The sequence below is a fragment of the Clostridium sp. AF50-3 genome, from assembly GCF_003477445.1.
Lineage (GTDB): Bacteria > Bacillota > Clostridia > Lachnospirales > Lachnospiraceae > Otoolea > Otoolea fessa.
In genome coordinates this window covers 226,103-249,563 of the sequence record NZ_QUDH01000001.1, presented here as the reverse complement: position 1 = coordinate 249,563, position 23,461 = coordinate 226,103, and the positions used below count along the sequence as shown (strand labels likewise).

Annotated in this window: 22 protein-coding genes and 1 pseudogene; all 23 read right to left on the bottom strand. The window is 40.5% G+C overall.

The genetic code is table 11. The features are described from left to right. Positions 1 to 34: 34 nt before the first annotated feature. Positions 35 to 433 (bottom strand): capsular biosynthesis protein, encoded by a 399-nt coding sequence (locus DW085_RS01095; RefSeq protein ID WP_118490792.1) that lies wholly within the window; start codon positions 431 to 433, stop codon positions 35 to 37. After that, positions 426 to 2,072 carry a capsular biosynthesis protein gene (locus DW085_RS01090; protein WP_118490790.1) on the bottom strand — a complete coding sequence of 549 codons (1,647 nt, stop codon included), beginning with the start codon at positions 2,070 to 2,072 and terminating at the stop codon, positions 426 to 428. The genes DW085_RS01095 and DW085_RS01090 overlap by 8 nt, the downstream gene beginning before the upstream one ends. A 15-nt stretch (positions 2,073 to 2,087) precedes the next feature. Next, on the bottom strand, positions 2,088 to 3,224 hold the full coding sequence (locus DW085_RS01085; RefSeq protein ID WP_118490788.1) for a WavE lipopolysaccharide synthesis family protein: 1,137 nt from the start codon (positions 3,222 to 3,224) through the stop codon (positions 2,088 to 2,090). Between the two features lie 3 nt (positions 3,225 to 3,227). Beyond that, positions 3,228 to 4,484 carry a hypothetical protein gene (locus DW085_RS01080; protein ID WP_118490786.1) on the bottom strand — a complete coding sequence of 419 codons (1,257 nt, stop codon included), beginning with the start codon at positions 4,482 to 4,484 and terminating at the stop codon, positions 3,228 to 3,230. 20 nt (positions 4,485 to 4,504) lie between these two features. Further along, positions 4,505 to 5,644, bottom strand: coding sequence for a glycosyltransferase (locus tag DW085_RS01075; RefSeq protein WP_118490784.1), 1,140 nt, complete (start codon positions 5,642 to 5,644; stop codon positions 4,505 to 4,507). After that, on the bottom strand, positions 5,641 to 6,870 hold the full coding sequence (locus DW085_RS01070; RefSeq protein ID WP_118490782.1) for a Coenzyme F420 hydrogenase/dehydrogenase, beta subunit C-terminal domain: 1,230 nt from the start codon (positions 6,868 to 6,870) through the stop codon (positions 5,641 to 5,643). The genes DW085_RS01075 and DW085_RS01070 overlap by 4 nt, the downstream gene beginning before the upstream one ends. A 12-nt stretch (positions 6,871 to 6,882) precedes the next feature. After that, a complete protein-coding gene (locus tag DW085_RS01065; protein ID WP_118490780.1) occupies positions 6,883 to 8,034 on the bottom strand; it encodes a polysaccharide pyruvyl transferase family protein in 1,152 nt (383 codons plus the stop codon). Further along, the gene (locus DW085_RS01060; RefSeq protein WP_118490778.1) at positions 8,031 to 9,095 is read right to left on the bottom strand and encodes a glycosyltransferase family 4 protein; all 1,065 of its coding nucleotides are present in this window, start codon (positions 9,093 to 9,095) and stop codon (positions 8,031 to 8,033) included. Before DW085_RS01060 ends, DW085_RS01065 begins: the two co-directional genes overlap by 4 nt. Then, entirely contained in the window at positions 9,092 to 10,462 is a 1,371-nt protein-coding gene (locus DW085_RS01055) for a sodium:alanine symporter family protein (protein WP_118490776.1), read from the bottom strand. The genes DW085_RS01060 and DW085_RS01055 overlap by 4 nt, the downstream gene beginning before the upstream one ends. Before the next feature lie 19 nt (positions 10,463 to 10,481). Continuing rightward, positions 10,482 to 11,357: an ATP-grasp fold amidoligase family protein gene (locus tag DW085_RS01050; protein WP_118490774.1), complete on the bottom strand. Its 876-nt coding sequence runs from the start codon at positions 11,355 to 11,357 to the stop codon at positions 10,482 to 10,484. Positions 11,358 to 11,359: 2 nt separating this feature from the next. Next, the gene (gene pssE / locus DW085_RS01045) at positions 11,360 to 11,857 is read right to left on the bottom strand and encodes a PssE/Cps14G family polysaccharide biosynthesis glycosyltransferase (protein ID WP_118490772.1); all 498 of its coding nucleotides are present in this window, start codon (positions 11,855 to 11,857) and stop codon (positions 11,360 to 11,362) included. Beyond that, entirely contained in the window at positions 11,858 to 12,322 is a 465-nt protein-coding gene (gene pssD / locus DW085_RS01040) for a PssD/Cps14F family polysaccharide biosynthesis glycosyltransferase (protein WP_118490770.1), read from the bottom strand. A gap of 23 nt (positions 12,323 to 12,345) precedes the next feature. Continuing rightward, a complete protein-coding gene (locus DW085_RS01035; protein WP_118490768.1) occupies positions 12,346 to 12,672 on the bottom strand; it encodes a serine acetyltransferase in 327 nt (108 codons plus the stop codon). Beyond that, complete coding sequence (locus DW085_RS01030; RefSeq protein ID WP_118490766.1) at positions 12,645 to 12,896, bottom strand: hypothetical protein; 252 nt, start codon at positions 12,894 to 12,896, stop codon at positions 12,645 to 12,647. The genes DW085_RS01035 and DW085_RS01030 overlap by 28 nt, the downstream gene beginning before the upstream one ends. Before the next feature lie 10 nt (positions 12,897 to 12,906). Beyond that, entirely contained in the window at positions 12,907 to 14,154 is a 1,248-nt protein-coding gene (locus DW085_RS01025; protein ID WP_118490764.1) for a nucleotide sugar dehydrogenase, read from the bottom strand. A gap of 717 nt (positions 14,155 to 14,871) precedes the next feature. Beyond that, positions 14,872 to 16,332, bottom strand: a complete 1,461-nt coding sequence (locus DW085_RS01020; protein WP_118490762.1) for a sugar transferase — start codon at positions 16,330 to 16,332, stop codon at positions 14,872 to 14,874. 113 nt (positions 16,333 to 16,445) lie between these two features. After that, positions 16,446 to 17,081: a hypothetical protein gene (locus DW085_RS01015; RefSeq protein ID WP_118482116.1), complete on the bottom strand. Its 636-nt coding sequence runs from the start codon at positions 17,079 to 17,081 to the stop codon at positions 16,446 to 16,448. Between the two features lie 37 nt (positions 17,082 to 17,118). Continuing rightward, positions 17,119 to 18,147, bottom strand: a complete 1,029-nt coding sequence (locus DW085_RS01010; RefSeq protein WP_118482117.1) for an LCP family protein — start codon at positions 18,145 to 18,147, stop codon at positions 17,119 to 17,121. Then, positions 18,144 to 18,863, bottom strand: coding sequence for a CpsD/CapB family tyrosine-protein kinase (locus DW085_RS01005; RefSeq protein WP_118472777.1), 720 nt, complete (start codon positions 18,861 to 18,863; stop codon positions 18,144 to 18,146). Before DW085_RS01005 ends, DW085_RS01010 begins: the two co-directional genes overlap by 4 nt. Further along, positions 18,791 to 19,660: a Wzz/FepE/Etk N-terminal domain-containing protein gene (locus DW085_RS01000; RefSeq protein WP_118490760.1), complete on the bottom strand. Its 870-nt coding sequence runs from the start codon at positions 19,658 to 19,660 to the stop codon at positions 18,791 to 18,793. The genes DW085_RS01005 and DW085_RS01000 overlap by 73 nt, the downstream gene beginning before the upstream one ends. A gap of 79 nt (positions 19,661 to 19,739) precedes the next feature. After that, a complete protein-coding gene (locus DW085_RS00995) occupies positions 19,740 to 20,516 on the bottom strand; it encodes a CpsB/CapC family capsule biosynthesis tyrosine phosphatase (protein WP_118490758.1) in 777 nt (258 codons plus the stop codon). A 1-nt stretch (position 20,517) separates the two neighbouring features. After that, the gene (locus DW085_RS00990) at positions 20,518 to 20,925 is read right to left on the bottom strand and encodes a hypothetical protein (RefSeq protein ID WP_118490756.1); all 408 of its coding nucleotides are present in this window, start codon (positions 20,923 to 20,925) and stop codon (positions 20,518 to 20,520) included. A gap of 365 nt (positions 20,926 to 21,290) precedes the next feature. Next, a pseudogene (locus tag DW085_RS00985) lies at positions 21,291 to 23,247 on the bottom strand (fructose-1,6-bisphosphatase). Positions 23,248 to 23,461 lie beyond the last annotated feature (214 nt).

Genomic DNA, 23,461 nt, shown 5'->3' with positions numbered 1-23,461 from the left:
ATTCCTCCATCAGTAAAATCTTCATTGATACTACTTAGTTGCTCCGTTCCCTCGATTTATTACAAATCTCATTCAATTCGTCTACAGAACAATTAAGGAATTCATCTGGCCTTACAGTTCGATCATCAACATAAAATCCCATATGTCCTGGCCATGGTTTCCCATATAAAATTTCATCGTATGGAATTTCCCATTTATCTAGCCATGAAAGCAACACTTTTGCCGTGCTTTTATTTATCAATCCCATATTTCCATTGTAGGAATTCATGTTTCTAGATGTAAAAAGAATAATTTTAGCTCCGTGATCATGGTAAAATCTTAATTTTTCTACCATTTCCTTATAAGGAACTAAGTCTTCATACTTTTCATTCTTTTTTTTAATCGGACACAATGTGCCGTCTATATCAAAGACAAATGAATATTCATCAAACATTCTTTTTTTCTCCTATCTGTATATCAATTACTCTGTTTAGAATTTCCAATCCAGTGCCAAGCATAACCATTTGATGCCTAATGCTCTCGCCATGAAGCGGAATCATACTCAAGAAAAGAAGAGCCTCAATTAATTCAATTTTTTTCAAGTCACTATCAATTTCTGTAGCGAATGTACTCAAAAACACCTTATACAAGTCAAATTCCCTTTTTCGATCCTGAATACGGTAATTAATGCACGCTCTCTCCGAATTGTAATCAAGGTCAAAAAGATCTTTTATAATGAAATCATATTTTCCATCCACACTATGGAACAGTTTTGCGAGTTCATAACGAAAATCACCAAAAATATCGTAGGTGCCAAACTTTCCTCGCGGATCAATCACTTTAATAAACGAAAAGTTTGAATCCACCATAATATTTGCAAAACATAAATCTCCATGAATGATATTAAAAGTATCTACATCATACAACATCTCAGGTATCGCCTTTTCCAGTGCTATGATAATTTCATTTAAAGGTAGATACTTTTTTCCATTCAATTCTATTGGTGACTCAAAAAAAGCTAAAAATCGTCCATCCTTTTTCATTTTTTCAAAACGCTGCAAAGTTTTTGTCAGGTACATTTCTTCTAATGCAGAGTGGATATTAGTATCCTTCACCGTGTAGCGTTTAAAGTCATCACATACAAAACGAATTCGATTAAAAATATCCACCCATTGCTGCAATGTCAAATCGCCATAGAGGAACAACTCATGAACGGTATGATACGCATAATATTCCATAGAAACATATGGATTAACATAAGATGTCGAATAATCAAAAATTCTGGGTCTGACATACTCAACGTCTGCTGGCAATTTTAAATACCATTTAATCTCCCCAATAAACTTATCCTTATCATCGCTTGTCTTTTTCAGAATGCCACGGTTTTTATCAATTGTAATATGGTTGAATTCTCTAGCACGTACCTCTAGTTTTGAATTATAGTACTTATCCTCATGACCAATATCGAACCAGTTATTCGCCAGTACTGCTTTCATGGGATACATTTTACTATACTCTTGTAAAGCATAATAAAAGGTACTCATCTGTAATGATTCTTGTTCAAAGGCCATTTCTAGGCATCTTCTAAAATAGACAGCATCAGTGAATTGAAATACACCAACAAATAGCTTCTTCTTTATTTCTTCCTTTACAGGTTCTTTATCATAAATCTGTACAATGGTACCGTCTTTTTCATCAAAATATGTCCAAGTATCAGACATATAGTCTTCCTGGCAAAAAAAAGCATTTCCCTTGATTCCTGTAACGCTATCTAAGACAATTGTATCTGCAAAATTAATAATAACTGTACCTACAGCATCTTTTAATCCAAAGTAAATAGTATGCCCTAAATCACTTAATTCTGGAAGAATCTTAATATTCACTTTTTTTCCAAGATAATTCTTCAACCTTCTTTGTACTTTATCTGCATTTTCATAACATATAATATCAATAGAATTCGTCTTTTCTTTATACTGTTCATACAAATAATCAAAGGTAATTCTCTGATTTATTGGGTAAATGATTGCCGGAAGTTTCCCTAATTTTTGGAGCTCTTCTGGAACCACTTTAGCAGATGGTATTATTAGCCTCATCAGATTTTTCCTCCCTTATATCTTCAAATTAAGTTTGTCACAGGTCTGCATATAATATTTTTCAAATTCTGGCTTGTATTTAAAAAATCCCTGATTGAGCAACAGCCAGTTCTGAAAAGTCCAATTATATTGCAGATATAAATCTGTATTGTCATTTTTACTATATGTTCGAAAAAGTTTACTTTCATTATATCTATCGTATTTCGGCCAAAACAATCCTATATCATCCCAAGAAACTGTAATTAGATAATTGCTAACAAAATCCCAGTACTCCTTCACTGTATCTTCCAAATTCTCTGTAATATATTTTTTGATATAATTTTTTACAATTTTAATTTCTGGTGCAGTAATATTATAATAATCTCCAATTCTTGGATTACTACTTAATAAATCTCTCAACCATATTCTTCGCTCGTCTTTTGTTCTATTTGGGCTTACATCCAACTCTATGTCAAAAAGATTTCTGATATCTTGTACCGTTCCAAAATACAAGAAATCTGCAATGAAATACGGAATAAACATTCCACCTCCAACTGTTGTTTGGACTGCTATAATTCGTTCCTTCTGTTTTGCACTGCCAACTTCTTGCTTTATCGGAAACTGATCGATTAATGTTTTAAAATATTCCAGCATGTGCGGTTTATAAATTCGCTGATCTGAGCGTGTCTTTAGAATATACCCAGCACCTGCATCATCTGCACATTGAATGCCGCCTTTTGTGGAAACAATTTGGAAATTCATATTTCCCAGTCCAAAAATGTCCGGCGCTGCATTTAACACTATATCTGCTCCTGCTGTCTTTAGACTATCAATTTCATTCTTATTAGAGTCGTTCCATGTAGAAACAATGACCTTACATCCGGGATAGTAACGTTTGTAAAGTTTAACCGTATTTAAGGTAAAATGATTATCTAAAATTAGCGGTCCCTGTATCACGATTGCGACATCGCTCATGTTTGAGAGCATCCCTGAATGCACAATCAAATTTTCTGCCGAACCTGATCTTTTTCTATAAGAACAGTAATCTCCTGTTTCTTTTTCATAAGACATACAGCAATCCCGCATTAAAATATCTGCATAATGTCTATCTTTTTTTGTTACAATTGAAAAGAAAAAATCCGTGATTCTTTCCACCGTATGTTTTATTTTCATTGTCTATTTCTCCTCGTCCAACTCATCATTCAATTTGTGTTCCATATAGCACATAAGAAAGACCATACCCAATGTCCAACTTGGCTTATTCCACCAAAATGTAATATTGTATAGCAAGATTGTCAATGAAATAACAAAGCCAAGAGGCCAATATATATTTTTTATCTTATATAATTTCCAAGCACTTTTATATAATTTATAAAACCACTTGATAACAACACTTGCTCCTAGCAATCCATAAACATATACAAAAGCGAAAATCCCATTGTCCACCAACCCGATTCTTTCGTTTCCCACCGCAATATATGCTGTTGATGCAGTGCCAGAATATCCAATATTAGGATATCCGCATCCAAAAATTAAGGTTGCAGGACTTTGTTTAAGCTGTCTCACAAATTCATCTCTAGCTACTTTTCGGATTGCCATCGTGTCAATACCTGTTGTAGTATTATAAAATTGCATCTGCAAAGCTTCATTAAAACGTTCAAAAAATGCACTATTAATAAATACCACAACTGCAATAACACCAATCAAAATCATACATATTTTTCTAAATGAAAGCCTTTTCATCAGTAATATCATTACTGCATATCCAAGAACTACTGAAGCTAATTCCAATCTTGATTGTCCAATAATCAATTCGTATACAAGTTCTATCGCCACAAAAAACAGATATTTTTTGTTGTTCTCTTCCAGATATTTGCTAAGGCCCAAGAATCCGATAATAACACACATAAAACTGTCTACATATAAGCGTGTCACTCTTGCTGCCTTATATACATGCACAAACTGAACATAATCAATTAAATTCACTTGAAGCCAATAGATTATGACAGAAAGAACTCCACAAAACAGCAGACCGTTAACCACTGTATTGATATCGATTTTATCTAAAGCAATTAGCTTTCGGATAGTAAAATAACTTACTAGTATAAAGATATAATTTCGTTGTGGAGCAAATCCCATTGATAACGGTTGACCAATAAGAAAATTACATTGAACGATTGATATAATCGCCAAAACAATCAATGCACTAACATCGGATGAAAAATACATCCGAACAGATTTTCTATTTAACCTATATCGAATATATAAAAGAACAATTCCTGCCATAAAAAGCAGAAACCAAGTCATCGCATAATTAAGAAATATGATCCTAAATGTATCTGTATTGATTAGATAAAAGCAATGTTCCATCAACACAAAGACAAAGATTATAAAATATGAGTTTAATGATTTTGTTCCCACCTTAATTTCCATAAATTACTTTCCTCTACTGTTTATATTCGCGCAGAATGAACATAAAAATTCTCTAGTTGTTGAGCTGTATTTTTAATGTCGTATCCTGCATCTATTACTTCTGCTCTGCAATCCGAGCGTTTATCACAATCTGGCACAACTTTCAGCATTTGATCTGCCCAATCATTTGGATTCCATCCATGTACACGAATAAACTTCGGTGTAATATCAACTTCATCAACAATAGTGTCTGCACAAATCGTAGGCAATCCAGCAGCTTGTGCTTCTATTGCAACAATTCCAAGACCTTCAAATCTTGATGGGAATATGAACATATCCATAGCCTGTAATATGCCCGGAATATCATACGTCACACCATAGAAAATCACAGAATCTGCAATTCTCATATTTTTTGCCTTATCTTGAATGCTTTGAAGAAGTTCACCCTCTCCAACAAGCAACAATACGCTATTCAGACAGTGTTTGTGAAATTCCGCAAATGCTTCCAGAATAAAATCATGGTTCTTCTGATATACAAAACGACCTACATGACCTACTACAACCTTATCCTGTATACCAAGTTCTTCCCTGATTCTTTTTCTGGCATCTTTATTGTAAGCATACTGCTCAACATCAATACCATTCTTTACTAAGGTATAGTTTCCACTTTCGTACACAGATTTAGGAAACATGAATTTTGCTGACTTTTCTGAAATTGTGAAATAATCCGTTACAACTACCTTCATCAGCAATTTATAAATTGGGATAAAAGCATCTCTCAACGGCTTTTGACTTTGGAAATTATCATTATGCGAGTGCATGACAATCGTTGGAACGCCAGCGATTTTAGCTGCAATCGCTACCATGACATCATATGGTGTTGAAGCATCCACATGAACAACATCATATTGCTCCCGTTTGAACAGGTTGACCATGGCTCTCATTTTGATAAAAAATTTCAAAAAATCATTCTTTATGTTCGCAACATCAATTACCTGTTTTTTTCCACCAAGAGAAATTGCTTTATCCTCTAAAAATTCTTTTTTATTTCTAAAAACCAGATAATCAAATTGAATATTATCTGCTATCAGCTCATTGATCGTAACTGTAAGTTTTGAGATACCTCCGCTTCCCAGAGGTGCCATATGTATAACTTTTACGGTCTTTTGATTATCATTCATTTTCTTTTTCTCCTGTTCATTCTTACCTTTTTCATTGTTCTAAAGAAGAAATGCGAAAATGGCATCTTATGGATAATCGGCTTCAAAGCAGTCGCCATTTTGTCTTTTCTCGATGCAGGCAAATATTTTTGAATCAAATCATCATAAGACATTCGCCCAGAATCTTCAAAAAATTGCGATCTATTTTTCGGTATTTCAAAAGTATAATCTTCTTTATAGATTTTGCTTTTCAAATCATCGTTTTCTAATGTCTCAACATGAATCTTTTTAATCTTTTCCGAACCAATATCATGCAGAAAATCTTCACCTTTTCTTGTATTGATCTGTACAATGGATGTTCCTCTATCATCATCCATTTGCTTAGAGTAGTCACCAATCTGCCAGAAATCTCCAATCGTAAAATCTGACATCTTATTTCTTCCACGATAAACACACTTATAACAGGACGGTCTCAATCCTAGTTTGGAGAACATTGTCTTTGTATATGTTTTAACATCAACAATATCTTCCAATGCCTGTCCATTTTGCAGCATTACCTTAATATTGACACCTGCATATCCATATTTTTTATCGCGGAAATATACTCTTGAAACTTTACTGCCATGTTTTTGAGCAATATCCTGAATCCATTCTTTGTAAAGCCCTGGTGACGGAACACCATAGCAAACCAGATCAACCGTAAGCAAGTGTTCTTTTTCTTTTTTGCCAAGATAATATAGTAAACCTTCTACCTGGCATGGAGTACCTACAAACAAAACTGTTTTATCGCTTGTAATTAGTTCTTGTCTGATTTTTTTGAATGTGTCTTTCAAATCTGACTGAACATATTTCGAGCCATACAAATCATTCAGCTCATCAAACTCCCTTGCTTCCTTATGCACAACAATGGCTGTATCATCAAATCCTGCCGCCCAAATTGTGCCACCTGAAGAAATCACCTGTTCTGCCAACAAACCAAACATACCGCCACTTGTACTAACTTTGCGAACATTCTCATTTATGTTCTGACAAGCGATATATTTAACACGATCTGTTCGTTCTTCCTCATGTTCTGATAACTGTGAGCATACTCTCTCACACAGACCACAATTCACACATGAATCAGCATCAACTACCGGATACAGAAATCCTTCTCCATCACATTGCATTGATATGCAATTTTTCGGACAAACACTCGCACACGCGGTACAGCCGCAACATTTTGTTTTATCAGATATCTGTATCATCTTCTATCTCTCCTACTTCAGAGCTGTCTCCAAGTATTTAATTGAGTCTGCTCTTAATTTTTCCAGTTTTTCTTCAACAGCGTTGTAATTGATGTCCTTTTCGACATTCATAACGTCTCCGCTGTATCTTCTCTCACTAAGCCCCAATAAGGTACAAAGGCTATCAATTCTACTATTTCTTGAATTTGCTCCTGCATTAAAGCGGTTAAACGTCATAAATTTTTTGTGATTCAGAATGCTGAAAACAGAGCCGTGGAAAGAATCTGTCAAAATATACTCAGCATGACGAATCAAATTCACAAAGTCTACTGCATCCATATCGAAGAGCTGAATATCGCCAAAACTCAAATCACATTCCACATAATTATCCAAGAACGGACAAGTAATCAGTTTCAGCCCTGTCTTGTTTTTGAACTCATTAGCAAACTTTCTATGCTCTTCATTTGTTCCCAAAAAATAGCAGAACACATACGGTTCTTCTACAACTTCTTTTTCCGGAAGCATTTGTTTCCATCCCTCTGCGTCAAACAACAGAGTGGGATCGCATACTACCTGCGCTGTTTTCCCTGTTAATTCTTTAATGATTTTTTGTCCAGCAAGTTCTCTGGTACTCAAATGCTGAAAACGGTTCAAATATTTTGCGGTAGCCTTTTTTTGAGAATTTGGAATTTGGCTCACTCCAAAGCTCGTTGCATATGCAATCTTGGGCTTATTATCGGGTGCAAACTCAAGCGTGTAGAAATGGCTTCCCAGATTATTCGGCAGCCAAAGCTGGTCACTTCCACAAAGAAATGCATCATAGTTTTTCTTGCATTTTGCCACAAGTGTTTCCCAACCACCATAAGATTCCGAAAACAATGGAGCAAAATACTTGTCTACAAAAGCATCAAAACGTTGATTTCGTTGTTGCACTTGTGCCTGATAAAAAGGTTTGCTTTTTAGTGCATTATCTTTTTGGTTCCCAGAAAGTTTCGATTTCAAAAACGAGATATTAAATAATCTAGGAATTGTTTGAACAATAAAAGTTGGCGTTATTTTTTTTTTATAACGAATTATTTCCGACTTATAACCAAGCTCCTCAACTTTTTTTACTGTGGCAAGCACCTGTAATTGACTTCCGAAATTTTTTGTGTCATAGCATACTGCTAATCCGATTTTTTTCATACTCTTTTCTCCTGCATCACATCAATATAATATTGAGCTATTTCTTGATGCATCGCGTCCATGCTGTACTTTGTATGAATAAGCGCAATATTATTTTTTCCTATTTTTTCTACTGTCTCTTGATTCATACAATATGTTATTAAAGCTTCTGAGAGCTTTTCAGTGTCTCCTGGCTCTATTAATATTCCATTTTCTTCTTTCACTACTTCTGGAATTGCGCCAACCGTTGTGCTTATAATAGCCTTTCCACAAGCCATACCTTCCAAAATCGCCATCGGAAGTCCCTCATTATAAGATGGAAGCACTAATACACTAGATTTTTTTAGCAGTTCTAATTTTTTATCAAAATCAGCCCATCCCACAATAAAGATATTGCTCTTGAGATTTTTTTCCTCAACGATCTGCTTGCATCTGTCAATATCCCCATCGCCAGCCAAATAACATTTAATGTCCGGTATTTGACCCTTAACTCGTTCTATTGCTTTGATGAGGTCATACGTTCCTTTTCTTTCTCCAAGTCGCCCAAGAGATACAAAAGTATGTGGATGATCTTTGACACTCGTTATAGCGGGTTTCAATCTCTCAGTGTCTATACCATTTTCAAGAACAACACAATTTTTTAATCCAAATGTTTCATCAAACTTCTTTTTCCATTCGGCAGACAACGCAATAACCTCATCTGCTTCTTTCAATATTGAAACAATCTTATCCTTTTGATTGCTTTTTTCATAAAAGAGCATATATTCAGCACCGTGAATATGTAAAATTACTTTTTTGCCCCACTTTTTCGCGGCATGAACATACAAACCTTTTCTGAATGTACTTCCGTATGAAGCTGCATGTATATGGTAAATATCATAATTTCTTTTTGTGAAATAAAACCTAATAAATGAAAATAGCGAAAAGAATAAAACCTTTAATTTATTTCCGTCAATATAGGATTCATAAATATCTATATTAAATTTAGAATTTAATGTCTTATCTTTTTCAATTTCTTCTATAACCGTTGCCATTCCACCCTTTGATCTTGTCGGACTTGGCCCAACTACCAAAATTCTCATTTTTTTATTTTCTCCACATTGTCTCTCTTAAAATAATCATTTTTCATTTTAACGGCTTCATTACTCAACAAAATAATACCAATAAGATTAGGAATTATCATCAATCCGTTAAATGTATCGGCCAAATCCCATGCAAAGCCGAGTGTACTTTGTGATCCAATTAGAATAATAACAACCCATAACGCCTTGATAATCGGCTTTATCTTCTGTCCAAAAATATATTCTCCAGCTCTTTCTGCATAGGTGTAATAACTAATCAAACATGAAAATCCAAAAAGAACAACCGAAGCCAGACAAATAAATCCACCAATTCCGCCAGGTAAAAGTGAATCAAAAGCTCTCATCGTCAGCACCGCACCATCAAGACCACTACTCCATAATCCCGAAAGTACAATTGCAATTCCGGTTACACTACAAATAAATACAGTATCAAGAAATACTTCAACTGGTCCCCATACAGCTTGTTCAATGGGATCGTTTACTTTTGCACCACAATGCACCATTGCCGCAGTTCCCAACCCAGCCTCATTAGAATAAATACCTCTCGCAATACCATATCTCATGCATACAAATACCGAACCCACAATTCCGCCAGTTGCCGCTTTCGGATTAAATGCTGCTGTAATAATTTCTACGATTGCTCCCGGAACCTGAGTAATATGAACAATCATGATTAGCAGCCCAGCAAGAATATACGCTCCGCCCATAAAAGGTGCAACAACCTCACAGACATGACCAATTCTTCCAATTCCACCAAATACAATAATCCCGACCAATACTGCTAAAATCACTCCAGTTACTACTGTCGGGATACTATATCGTTCATTTAATGTCAATGCAATTGTATTGGTATCAACCACACCAGATATAACAAATGCAAACGGAATAACCAAAATCGAAAACAGAATACCAAGCCATTTTTGGTGCAAGCCGTCTGCCAAATAATACATTGCACCGCCGCTGACCGTCCCATCCTTATGTATTTTACGATATTTAATACCCAGTGCAATCTCAGCAAATTTAGTTGCCATACCGACAAAAGCCGCTAAAATCATCCATACAAGTGCTCCCGGTCCGCCCATAACAATTGCCGTTGCTGCACCTGCAATATTTCCGGAACCAACTATCGCAGATACCGATGTCATCGCCGCTTGAAAACTCGTAAGTTCGCCTTGTGCGGTCGGCCCTTCATCCTTTTTCTTAAAAGCCTTTATAATTGTTTGCTTCACAAGCCATGCTGGATGGCGAAACTGCATAAATCCGAATCGGACTGTATAATAGACACCAGTTCCAAGAATCAGAAGCATAATGGGAACGCCCCATACAATTCCATTCACAAAATCATTAATCTTAATAAGTGTTTCCACAATAAACCTCTCTTAAATTTTATTTTTCCTGTAACACACGGTCCAATTTAATTCTTTTAGCCATTTCAAGATCAAACGAGCGTGGGGTAAACGGATCAGATCCTGCTCCATCTGTAAATGTCAACTCACCAAAATAAATGTGGTCGTTTGCCATGTACAAATCCACCCTTACAAACTGGAATGGTTTTGCCAGCTTTCGTACCACATCTATCATTTCAGGAAAATTTTTCCCTTGTGGCAGAACATAATCACTATTTTTTACTCCACCGTTAATAATACCCTCTAATTTATTTCCGTCCATATCGTACATATCAACAGTTTCATCTGTATAACGGTCTGTAAAAACGCCATAATAGAGAGGTTCTCCATCATAGCAGTAAAACTTATAATCTCTTAACGCTCCCGATTCATCTTCCAAATATTCTTCTGCAATTATTCTATTCTTCACGCCTTTATATTGTGGTTCTTTTTTCATCTTGTAAAAATCATCTTTCAACCACTTATTCATCGTAGTAGCGGCATTCTTTTTATTAAGAGAATTTTTATCTTTGCAAATAAGAACCGCACCACTTCCATTTGTGCACTTAAGTACAAATTTATTAGGCAACCTATCATAGTTGATTTCATCCGATCCGTTATAAACGCCATACAATTTATTCAAGTACTTATTCCCAACAGTTTTCTCTACAAAATCTCTGACTTCATATTTATCAACATACCGACTTAGCTCATCAAGATGCCCGTATAATTTCAACCACTGAATTTTTTCGCCAAAATACTGCGGATTTTTCAAATTCAGTATTTTTTTATATCCTCTAAAGTAAATCAGGTAAAGAGCCGGCTTATCCGGCAAAACACGCAGAATATTTCTATATAAATTTTTCGCAAATCCCATAATTATCTCCTCAATGTTTCTATATAATTTTCAATGCTTTTTACGATAGTATTAGTATTCGATTCGTATTCCGAATACTCTGTATGTTTCACTGTTTCTATTGCCTCTGCTAATTCATTTGTGTCTCCGCACGGACAAATCAGATTCAGATCATCAAACTGTTTAACCAACTGAAGCTGGTGGTCATCAACGTGTTCTCCATATTTTGCAAGACGTGGAACAGCAATGACTTTCTTTCCTTTTTTTACTGCACCAATAATCGCACCCGTTCCACCATGAGTAATCACTATATCCGCTTTACCCATTTCCACGCTAAATTCTTCTCTGTCCATGAAATTATTATAGCGATAATTTTGGGGAACATAATCGCTGTAACCAATCTGCGCAAATACATCTTTTCCGCAAATGATTTCTTTTTCACACAGCTTATCCACAGCTATAAGCAATCTATTGAATTGAAATTTCTGGGACCCCAATGTTATAAAAATTTTCTCTGCCATTTAATAGATTCCTCCTAAATATATCGCTTTAGGATAGAACTTCAGCATCGGTTTCCACTGCACATAAAATTGATCGGCAAACTTGTAAAGTAGCTTTCCTGTTTCAGTGGGCGAAGTCACCTTTGCAAATGATTCTATATAAATAAGCTTTTTCCCCATAAGTTTTGCAATAAGGCAAATTGGAATCATCGCCAGAACGCCCGTACAGATAACCACATCTGGCTTTTCTTTCCTATAAATACCAATGGACTTCCATGTATTTACAATCATTTGCCAGACAAAATCTTTTTCCCGGCGGTTCACTTGATTCATGTAGTATGTTTTTTCGCCTTTTGCCTTTGCGCTATAATCTGTTTTTTCGGTTATAACAAAACTGTCATATTTTTCCATCAAAGGTTTTAACATCATTAGCTGCTCATAATGTCCACCCGATGAAGCCGCAAAACATATTTTTTTATCTTTCATACTTCATCTTCCAAATTTCTATATTATTCTCTAAACCACACATTTCCGTGGTCACTTACTCGTATTGCAGGATTTCCCGCTATTGTACAGTTACCCTCTTCAAACGATTTATTTACGATTGCACCAGCACCAATCATCATATTAGCGCCAAGAGTTATCTTGCCAAACATTTTGACACCTGGTCCAATCCAAACATTATCTCCAATTACCGGAACAGAGCCTTTTTCGATATTTTGTCCAATGTTCACACCTTGGTGAATATCACACCATTCTCCAATCCTTGCCAACGGATGCACTACAATCAGACCATAGTGATTTATTTTCAGCCCCCCCCCCCGAAACAGTTGCATGGAATTGAAAACCCCAATTTTAATCCTAGCTGCTTATGTCGCCATTTCCAAAAAAGTCCAGCCAATTTGTTCTTTTGAGTATTTCTATAAAATTCATCCATCCTCAAAGCGATTTCAAATTTCCATACTTCATCTCCAATAATGGACGGTCTGCTTTTCTTCATCCCCAAAGCTCGTTTATCTTTATCCAAACAATCTTGTAAATCATCTCGTGTTTTTATCATGACTTTTTCCTCAATCTCTCTGGAAAATATCTCTCGTGTAAACTTTCTCTTTTACATCATCCAGGCACTTGTCATAGCGGTTCGCAATGATGGCGTGGCTCATTTCCTTGAACTTTGCCAGATTGTTGACCACCACAGAGCCAAAGAATGTCTCTCCGTCCTTCAGAGTCGGCTCATAGATAATGACTGTTGCGCCCTTTGCCTTCACACGCTTCATAACCCCCTGAATAGAACTCTGACGGAAGTTGTCGGAGTTAGATTTCATCGTCAAGCGGTAAACGCCAATCGTGACGGATTTCTCCTTGTCCTCATCGAACTCATTCTCTGCATCATATCCATAGTAGCCAGCCAGCTTCAGAACGCGGTCTGCAATAAATTCCTTACGAGTACGATTAGATTCCACGATTGCTTCAATCAGATTTTCCGGCACATCGGCATAGTTAGCCAAAAGCTGCTTGGTGTCTTTCGGCAGACAATATCCACCATAGCCAAAGCTTGGATTGTTGTAGTGACTACCGATACGCGGATCAAGGCAGACACCATCAATGATCTGCTGGGTGTTCAGTCCCTTGCTTTCTGCGTAGGTATCCAGCTCATTGAAGTAAGCCACGCGCAGAGCCAAATAGGTGTTAGCGAACAGCTTGACCGCCTCGGCCTCAGTGAAGCCCATGAACAGCGTGTCAATGTTCTCCTTGATTGCACCTTCCTGGAGCAGACCAGCAAACTCATGTGCGGCTTCCACCAGACGTTCATCGTTCGGGTCAGTACCCACAATGATACGAGAAGGATACAGGTTATCGTAAAGGGCTTTAGATTCACGCAGGAACTCCGGGCTAAAAATGATGTTCTTGTTGTTGAACTTTTCTCTTACACTTGCCGTATAACCCACAGGAATCGTAGACTTGATAACCATAATGGCATTAGGGTTATACTCCATGACCAACTTGATTACAGCTTCAACCGCAGACGTATCAAAGTGCTGGGTCTTGCTGTCATAGTTAGTAGGTGCCGCAATCACAACAAAATCCGCATCGCTATATGCTGCCTTTGCATCCAGCGTTGCGGTCAAATTCAAGTCCTTTTCTGCCAAGTATTTTTCAATATAATCATCCTGAATCGGAGATTTCTTGTTGTTGATCATATCGACCTTAGCCTGCACAATATCGACTGCAACCACCTGATGATACTGGCTCAGAAGCACTCCCAGCGAAAGCCCTACGTATCCCGTGCCGACCACAGCGATTTTATAATTTCTCATAGTTCTGTTCTCCCTCACCAATTTTTTATTTGATAAAACAGCAAACAAGCCCACGGCGGATTGCTCAATGGCAATCCACCGTAGGCTCGATTCGTTCTCCTTATTTTTTTACTTGCTGCTCATTTTGTGGGTCAAAACAGAGCTGCACCAAAACCTCCCACCTATAACCTCTGGATTTCAGCTTCTCCGCAGCCTGTCAGCAAATAAACACTTTTGTCGAACGAGTCGAGCCGCCAAAACCCTTTATTTATCGTGGTTTTTCTTGGTTGACCCTATTATATCTCCATCCCCAGTGCCAGCAACAGCGATTTTGAAATTCTTCATAATATTTACTCCTCCGGTCTTCTTTGGACCTAATTACCTCAAAAGGTGTTTTTATCTATGTACACGTATTTCTTGCCAATCGTATACTTTTACCCCCTCAACTTACTTCACAGCACAACAACAAGCCTGTATACAGATTGCAACAACAATCTATACGCAGGCTTGTCCTCGTACCTCCTTATTCTGTTTTCTGCTCTATCAGCTTTCGCTGTGATGGGTTAAGTATAGAGCGCAACCAGAAGCCATTAACCCCTGAAAGCACGCTGGCCGTAACGCACCGTGACAAGCAGAAATAAGTTGAGGTGAAAAGGTCAAGCCGCGCAAACCCGCATGAAATCAGGCTTTTCTCTGCTCTCAATCGAAGCATTCCACTTATGGATAACTTGTCCCCCCTTACACCGCCCCATCTCTCCTCAAAACTACCATCACCGTCTTCATCAGAATCTTTATATCCATTCCGATATTCCAATTAGTGATATACTCCCGGTCGAGGCGGACAACTTCTTCGAAGTCCGTGATTTCACTTCGACCGCTGACCTGCCACATACCGGTAATACCCGGCTTGATCGCCAGTCTGGCTTTATGGTGCAATTCATAGAGATTGGTCTCTGAAATCAGCGGCGGGCGGGTGCCTACAAGCGACATATCTCCTTTCAGCACATTGAAAAACTGAGGAAATTCATCCAGACTTGTCCGGCGGATAAATTCACCGATTCCGGTCTTATGGCTTCCATCCGGCATGATTTGATTTCCGATCACGCGCGGGTCAAAATCAAGCTTGAACATCTTTCCATCGCCCAGCTTATTTTCTTTCATCAGCTCATCACGGCGTGTTTCGGCGTCCATGTACATACTTCTGAATTTGTACATTTTGAACCGTTTTCCGTTTTTTCCAACTCTTTCCTGGGTAAAAAAGATCGGTCCCGGTGATGACAGATAAATCGCAGGTGCAAGAAATAAAAAGAGTACCGCCGTCAATGCACAGCCGATCAGTCCGCCTATGACATCCATCATCCGTTTGAGAAAAAGCTGGAAAGACGACGCATAATTGATGCTCGTTGTCAGCACGGTATACGGTCCTATTTTCTCCACAAACTGTCTCTTTCCCGGCACACTTGTCACTTTTGCCAGGTTCAGATGCACCGTTACGCCGGTTTCTGTCAGCTGGTTCAGCAGCTTATCCGGATATGGCTCCATCTCTGAGGTTATAACAACAACCTCATCAATCCATCCCTGGCAGACATAATGGGGAAGTTCTTCCTCCTCCACTATCACAGGGATTTCTTCGATTTTCTCTCCTACATGCGATTCGTGGCATCCGATCAGGCAGACCCCCGCAATCATGTATTGTGCATAATTGTTTTCCTTGATCGTTTTGACCGTCCGTCCGGCTATGTCCTCATTTGTCACAATCAGCAGAACGCGCTTGTTTCCATCGACTGTTTTTTTTCGCTGCAGATGCCATTTCCAGCATTCACGCACAATATATGCGATTCCGATATAGAAGACAGCCGTCAGCATCAGTGCCAGCCTGGAATACCTCTGCCCTTCCTGCAGAAGGAACAGATATAAAAGAGCACTGCCTTCTATCAAAACGGCCTGCTTGACAGCTACTATAAATTCCACAAAATGGTCTCTTCTTATGACTCCCCGCATTGTCTCCCGGCAAACCAGCAAAATCAGATCCATCAGTCCTAAGAAAATCGCCATATTCCGATACAAAATCGGTGTGTATATATCCCATCCATACCCACTGCATGCATAGGCAAGTATTAATACCGCCTGCAGAGAAATCACATCCAGGATGATGAAATCGATATGCTTCATCCATCCGCCTGAATCTCTTCTGTACATATCTACCGCTCCCCCGTCAATGCCTATTGCAATCGACTTTGTAAATCAGCCTCTCAAGGTACCGGCAGGTACCTCTCTTACCAGGTACCTGCCGGCTTCCGCGGCCTTATCAATTAGTTCTTATGAACCAATGTAAAGACTGCATTGCCCGGAATTGTTACATTAACAGAGTTTGTTGCATGATCAATCCCGTTGACCGGAGCTAATTTCCACTTATGATCGGTTTCACTGTAGTAGTAGATTTCTACATTCTGAACATCGCCCAGAGCTGCTACTGCAATATTTACCGTGACCGGATCACTCACTACACCGCCATTTGCATCGGTTGTCATGAGCTGCTGTGCCGGCATAAGCGGAGAATATCCAACCAGTGCCGGATCACCCGTTACACGATACAGCGGAACACCTGCATTGATCTCAAACACTTTTTCTGCAACAGCCCAGCTATTGCCGTCTTTGATCTGCTGATCGGATGCGAACCCAACCGAACTGCCATTTGCAGTATTTCCCTGCGAAACAGTAATACCGTTGGAACCATTCTGACCACTATTCTTGATACCCGTAGATGTCTTGTTGGTAATGGTTCCCGCATTTACATTGAGACCTGCGCTCTTGGAAGAGGCAGAACCTGAACTGCTTCCTCCGTGACTGACTGTCGCGTTTGTGTTCGGGCTCGCTGCCATTGCCAGTGTGCCCGGCACTGCCATGATTGCTACTGCCATCATGAGTGCTGCGTACTTCTTTTTCATTTGAACCTTCCTTTCCGGCTTTCAAAGCCTTTGCTTTTTAAGCTTTTTCTTTATAAAAAAGATTGATGACAATCTCTTTTAGCTCATCCATATCTGGGTAAAACTCTTCGAATTTTCCCTGATATATTTTTCCCGACAGTTCAATAAAATCACCGTCTTCCATGGCATCCGGACTGTTCAAAAGCGCCAGTCCCATGTCCATGTACTGGTCCTTTGCCATGTTGGTGATCGCCAATTTCTGTATTCCATCCACCAGCCGAGTTATGGTGGTTTTGTCTGCCGCCTGACTTTCCTTTGCCTTCTGAATAAACGCTTTCAGATATCCTTTCTGCCGGTGAAGACGAATACTTGCGGAACCCTCTTCGTCCACATCCCGGAAGCGGACATATTTTTCTGTCAGATCTCCGGTCAGGTTGACTGTTTCTCCCATCTTGAAATCTTCTGGATACTGGTTTGCGACCATCTCATCATCCACAGTAACCGGCACACCACCGACTGCATCATTGAAATAGGGAATCGAATCCATATTGACTGCAAAGTATCCGTCGATCTTAAGACCAAATAAAAGTTTAGAAAGGGCTTCTGCTGTCAGTTCACAGCTTTCTTCCCGCCCGTCTCCAAACGCATACGCCAGCGTCAGCTGCTGTGTCTCGGTCCCCAGAGGTTCCCCAAAATAGTCAAATACCTCTATCTCCGTCATTGTATTTCTTGGAATCAGAACAATCTGAGCCTGATCTCTGGACGCGTCCTCGGCGATCAGAAAGATGGCATCGGCATCGCCGCCTTTTCCCGAAACTACCTGTGATGCCATCTCGCCCTTCGTATCAATACCCATACAAAGAATGGCTCTCATCGCTGTATTCCGGCGATATTTCTTTCCATTCCAGGTCAAAATCCCATTTTTCTGGTCTTCTGCATCCTTGTTTTCCTGCTGCCCGCGTGCTTCCATCTCCTGCACGGCTGCTTCTCTCTCTTCATATCTGTAATACGCATGGATACCGAATCCCACGCAGGCGATTCCCAGCGCCGCTCCGGCAATCCATCGAATCATATTCTGCTTTTTCATTTATCCGACTCGTTTTCGTAATATTTACTATATTTGGAATATTTTCCATAATATCTATGATAGTATCCGCTGCCTGCCATATCGACACGATTCAGTACGGCTCCTAAAATCCGGCAGCCCGTCCGCTCAAGCTGGTTTTTTGCTTTCTGCACCAGGCGATAACTGAGCGCCCCGCTTTCAACTACCAGGATAGCTCCGTCACAGCGCTGGGAAATAATAGCTGCGTCAATGACACTTCCAAGAGGCGGCGTATCAATGATGATCGTGTCATATTCATTTCTTGCCCATTCAACCAGCCGCGCAAATGCGTCTTCTCCCAGCAATTCCGCCGGATTCGGCGCCATCGGGCCAGAGAAAATGATGTCAAGATTTGGCAGATTGGTATGATACAGAATATCCCCCAGCAGTTTCTGTCCTGTCAGGTACTGCGTCAGACCGTAAATCTGCTGCCCGAATCCGAAGCGGGATACCAGCACGGATTTACGGATATCGGCATCAATAAATAAAACTCGTCCCTCTGTCTGTGCCATTGAAATCGCCAGCTGGGAAGATGTCTCACTTTTTCCCTCATCCGGCATCGTGCTGGTCAGCATGATCACTTTCAATCCACTGCCCGAAAACTGAATGTTGGTACGGAGTGTTTTCATTGCTTCCTCATATTGATAGTCTTTTTTTTCATCCTGTGTAACCGGGATGAACAGATTCTGGTTTGCCATGCTCTCCTACCTTCTTTCGTTTTTCTCTTTTCCGGCAAATGGATTGATGATATCCCAGATGCGGAGGTACGTTTTACTTTTTTCTCGCCTCTTCCGTGAATCTTGCTCTCCGGAATCACAGCCAGTACCGGCAGTTCCAGATATTTCTCCACATCTTCCTCTGACTGAATCGTATCATTCAAAATAACAGTCAGGCTGATGTATGCACACACCAAAAAGGCTGCTATCAAAGCGCCAATCGCAGCATTTTTGGTATTGCTCGGACTGGTCTTTTTAACAGCCACCTCACCGCTCTCGATGAGTTTCGGCGGTGTCATCTCCATGATTTCTCCTACATAGTCCGATGCTACTTCTGCCGTCGTATCAACGATCTTTTTTGCCATTTCCGCATCCGGATCCTGCGCTGAGATGCTCAGAATACGTGTATCTTTCGGATTCTCCACTTCAATCTTCTTAACCAGGTTTTTATAGTCCATGTCCAGATGAAGTTTATCGACTACCTCTTCCATGACCGAGCGGCCGGTAATGATCGTCTTGTAATCCTGCGTCAGCTGCGTGCCAATCTGCAGGTCGGCCAACGATGTCAGTGTTGTTTCTTTTGTCAGTACATAGATTTTTGCGGTTGAAGTGTACTGCGGTGTGAGCAAAAAGTAACTATATGCCCCTCCAATTGCTCCTCCAATCACAAGCGCTCCGATGATAATCCAGAGTTTCCGGAGCAATGCATACAAAATCTCTCCGACATCAATTACATCCTCGTCATCCCACGCCTGTTTTTGACTCTCTTTCGTTTCCATACCTTACAAATTTCCTTTTCTTTCTTTTTTTCTGACCGGCATTCTGCCAATCTGTTTCAGATGTATTTTAGAGTTTCTCTTATAATCGTTCATCCAGGATTATTTTTTCTGGATTCTCCACTGACAATTGTCTGGCCAATGTATCCCCGCCTTTTTTCCGGATCCAGGCAAGTGCCCTGTCACTGTCCGGTGCACGGTGATGAACCCCATGCATATCGGTTCCCAAAAAACTGATATATCCCGCCAGCAACACTTTACGGCACCAGCGCCGTTCCAGTCTCTCACGTAAATTCCAGACATTTCTAAGCTTTATCAGACTTCCGTAATTCATCTGAAGATAAGCGCCCTCCCTCTGAAGCTCTGTCAGACGTCCTGTCTTTCTTAGACACTGATAACGCTCAATATGCGCCAGCACTGGGAAATATCCCGCCAGCAGCAGCTCCCGGACTGCATTCTGTATCTGACTCCACTGCGTCTGGGGAAGGAATTCTACCAGAACATAATGACTTCCCGCCAGTGTCAGCAGTTCTCCCCTCTGAAGCATATCAGCCATGCCTTCAAAATATTGTATTTCCTGCCCGCTATACAGTCGCAGCTCCGGCATCGCCTTCTGAACCGCTTTTGCCATCTGCTCCATAAGTCTCTGTATCTGTTCCGGTTTTGTCCGCCAGTGATAGACGGTATAATGAGGGGTTGCTATCACATTGCGCACACCTTGCTGATATGATTTCCGAAGCATCCGAACACTGGCGCTTATGCTTTTCGAGCCATCATCAAGTCCCGGAAGAACGTGTGTATGTATGTCCGAAATTCTTTGTTCTTTTTTTTTCGGCTCTTCCTGCGATTTTTGCAACATTCTATTCTCTCCCTTCGCTCTCAGCGCCGCTTTGTTCTCCATGATATTTTTTTAGGAATGTATCATAATACTGTTTTTCTGCATTCGCGCCCTTGTTTCCCCCGTCCATGCCAGCATTGCCGTCTTTGACCATATCCAGGTAAGGAGAATCTTCTTTCCATGGTCCCAGAACCAGAAGACGTCCATAACGTTCTCCCGTCAGATCCAGCCATCCATGCGTCTGCCTTTTTCTGCGGTAACAGCCGCAGCTTTTTGTATGTCCACTTTTTAAATGCGTTCCGTAAACCAGACAGATGTTTCCGCAATCGCATTGGCACCCCCAGTATCGATGAACTCCTGTCTTCTTCTCGCTCTGTCTTATAACCAAAAGATGTCCATATTTCCTGCCAACCAGATTTTCCTGCTTCATATATGTCCCTGTATATGACATAATATGTATTATGTCATTGCTGCATTCCTTTTTTTTATAAATTCTTTACTATTGTACTTTAAAATATTACAAATCGCAACCGCAATGCAAATTTAAGTGTTTCATTTTTTTTGTTTCGAAAATAATGTAATCAGAAAATCAACGTTTTCCTTTTTTCTTTTCTCTCATCGGCTGTAAAAGTCCTCATATCACGGCACACTGTATATGACATGATACATATTATGTCATTGCCGTATTCCTTTTCATTTTACACTCTTTGATTTCCGAATATTTGCCTCTACAGCATTCACTGCAATCGGATCACTTACGTGATTTCCATTTGCATCCGCTGTCTGGCGAATGATCTACCGCGTAAATTTCTCCGCGATCGCACCGCTATAGTACGCATTCAGCAGTTTTTCCAGATCTTTGATCTTCTCTTTCAGTTCCCGTCCGATATCGGTATCTCCGACACACTTGCGCTCCGGCACCCATTTGACCATACGGCTCTCGGAGTGGATGTCACTCTCCTTTTCGATCGCCGCCTCGGTGGACTCAAACGGATCGTGCGCGGCCAGAATCAGACCGTAGGAGTTGTATATCAGCGTATACCCCGCGATACCGGTTTCTTTCTGATATGCTCTTGAGAAACCACCGTCGATGACGAGAAGCTTACCGCCGCATTTGAGCGGGCTCTCGCCGTCTTTGGATTTGACCGGGACGTGACCGTTGATGATGTGCGCGCCCTCCGGTTCCAGACCGAATTCACGGAGAATGCGGTCAAGCACTTCCTCATTTTCCAGCATATCGTAATACGGATTTTTTACTTCTTTATGTGTCTCTTTTTCTGCCAGAAAATAGCGTTCAAACGTTGCCATCTTGTCCTTGCCGAACAGCGGGGAATTTTCATTCAGCCAGATATACCACATCATATCCCTGCCTTTTTCCCGCTCTGCCTTATCGACCGCGACAAACCCCTTGCGGACATAATTGTCCAAAATATCGTACAGCGCCTTTCCCTTATATCGCTTGCCGTAGATCTCTACCTCCTTGAAGGTACCGTCCTTATTTAACGGAACACAGCCATGGTAGAGAAGGTTATTGTTGTATACTTTATAGAGACTTCCCTTCGCCAGCAAGAATTTCATATGCTGCTGCAGCTTCTCGCAGTTCATGAACGCACGTTCCAGACGTTCCATGATATCCGCTTCTTCTGGTGTAAATGCATATGGATCCTTTGGATCCACCGTCGGGAAATTCATATCAAGCATCTTGTACTCTCTGCCATCCATTTCCAGAACGCCGCGTTCAAAATCAATATGATGCAGAAGATTTCGTTTCTCCAGACCAAATTCCGGATGGCGCTTGATGATCTGCCTTCCGCCTTGAACTGGATGATCGAGATCGCCTTGTGCATCTTCTGGTTCATCTCGCGCTCAGACGCACTGTAAGAGTCACTGCCCTTTAATTGGAAGCAGGTGCACGGGTCATCCCCATATGTATTGATCGCAAAGGTTGCCAATGGAAGAAGGTTGATGCCGTAACCATCCTCCAAAATATCCAGGTTTCCATATCTCGCGCAGATACGGATTGCGTTTGCAATACAGCCCATCTGTCCCGCTGCCGCGCCCATCCAGAGCACATCGTGATTGCCCCACTGGACATCAATCGAGTGATAGGTCATCATCTTGTCCATGATGATATGCGGTCCCGGCCCCCTGTCATAGATATCGCCTACGATATGAAGATGATCGACCGTCAGGCGCTGAATCAGCTCGCTTAGCGCTATAATAAAGCTTTCGCCCGTCCCACACGGACAATCGTCTGGACGATCGCATCGTAGTAGGATTCCTTGTCCTGCAGATCACCGCGCTCAGTCAGAAGTTCTTCCAGCACATAGGCAAATTCCTTCGGAAGCGCCTTGCGGATCTTCGAACGCGTGTACTTGCTCGCTGCCCGGCGGCAGACCGCAATCAGACGATAGAGTGTGATCTTATACCAGTCATCCGGGTTCTTCTCCGTCTGCAGAATCCGGCTCATTTTCTCCGCCGGATAGTAAATAAGGGTTGCCAGTGACTGCTTATCCTGACGGCTCAGGGTATTTCCAAATACATCGTCAATCTTTCGCTTGACGGAACCGGAACCATTTTTCAATACATGAGAAAATGCCTCGTATTCCCCATGGATATCGGTCAGGAAATGTTCCGTTCCTTTCGGCAGATTTAAGATCGATTCCAGATTGATGATCTCCGTCGATGCCGCTGCAATCGTCGGGTAAAGCTCTGCCAGTCGATCCAGATAACGCGCCTGCAATGATTTCATGTTTTCTCTAACCCCTCCTGTTTGCGGACGCCCCTTTTGACCCTTTTTCACCCAATCCCGTGCAGCCTGCTTCCGATGCCCGTTATGCATATAAAACACACGCAAAAGATACACGCAGAAAGATGGAAAAGAATTTGTAATGCTTGTTGCAAACAATTACAAAAAATCGAAATGGCGTCTCATTTTTAATTCCGATACTTGTATCTTATCACAC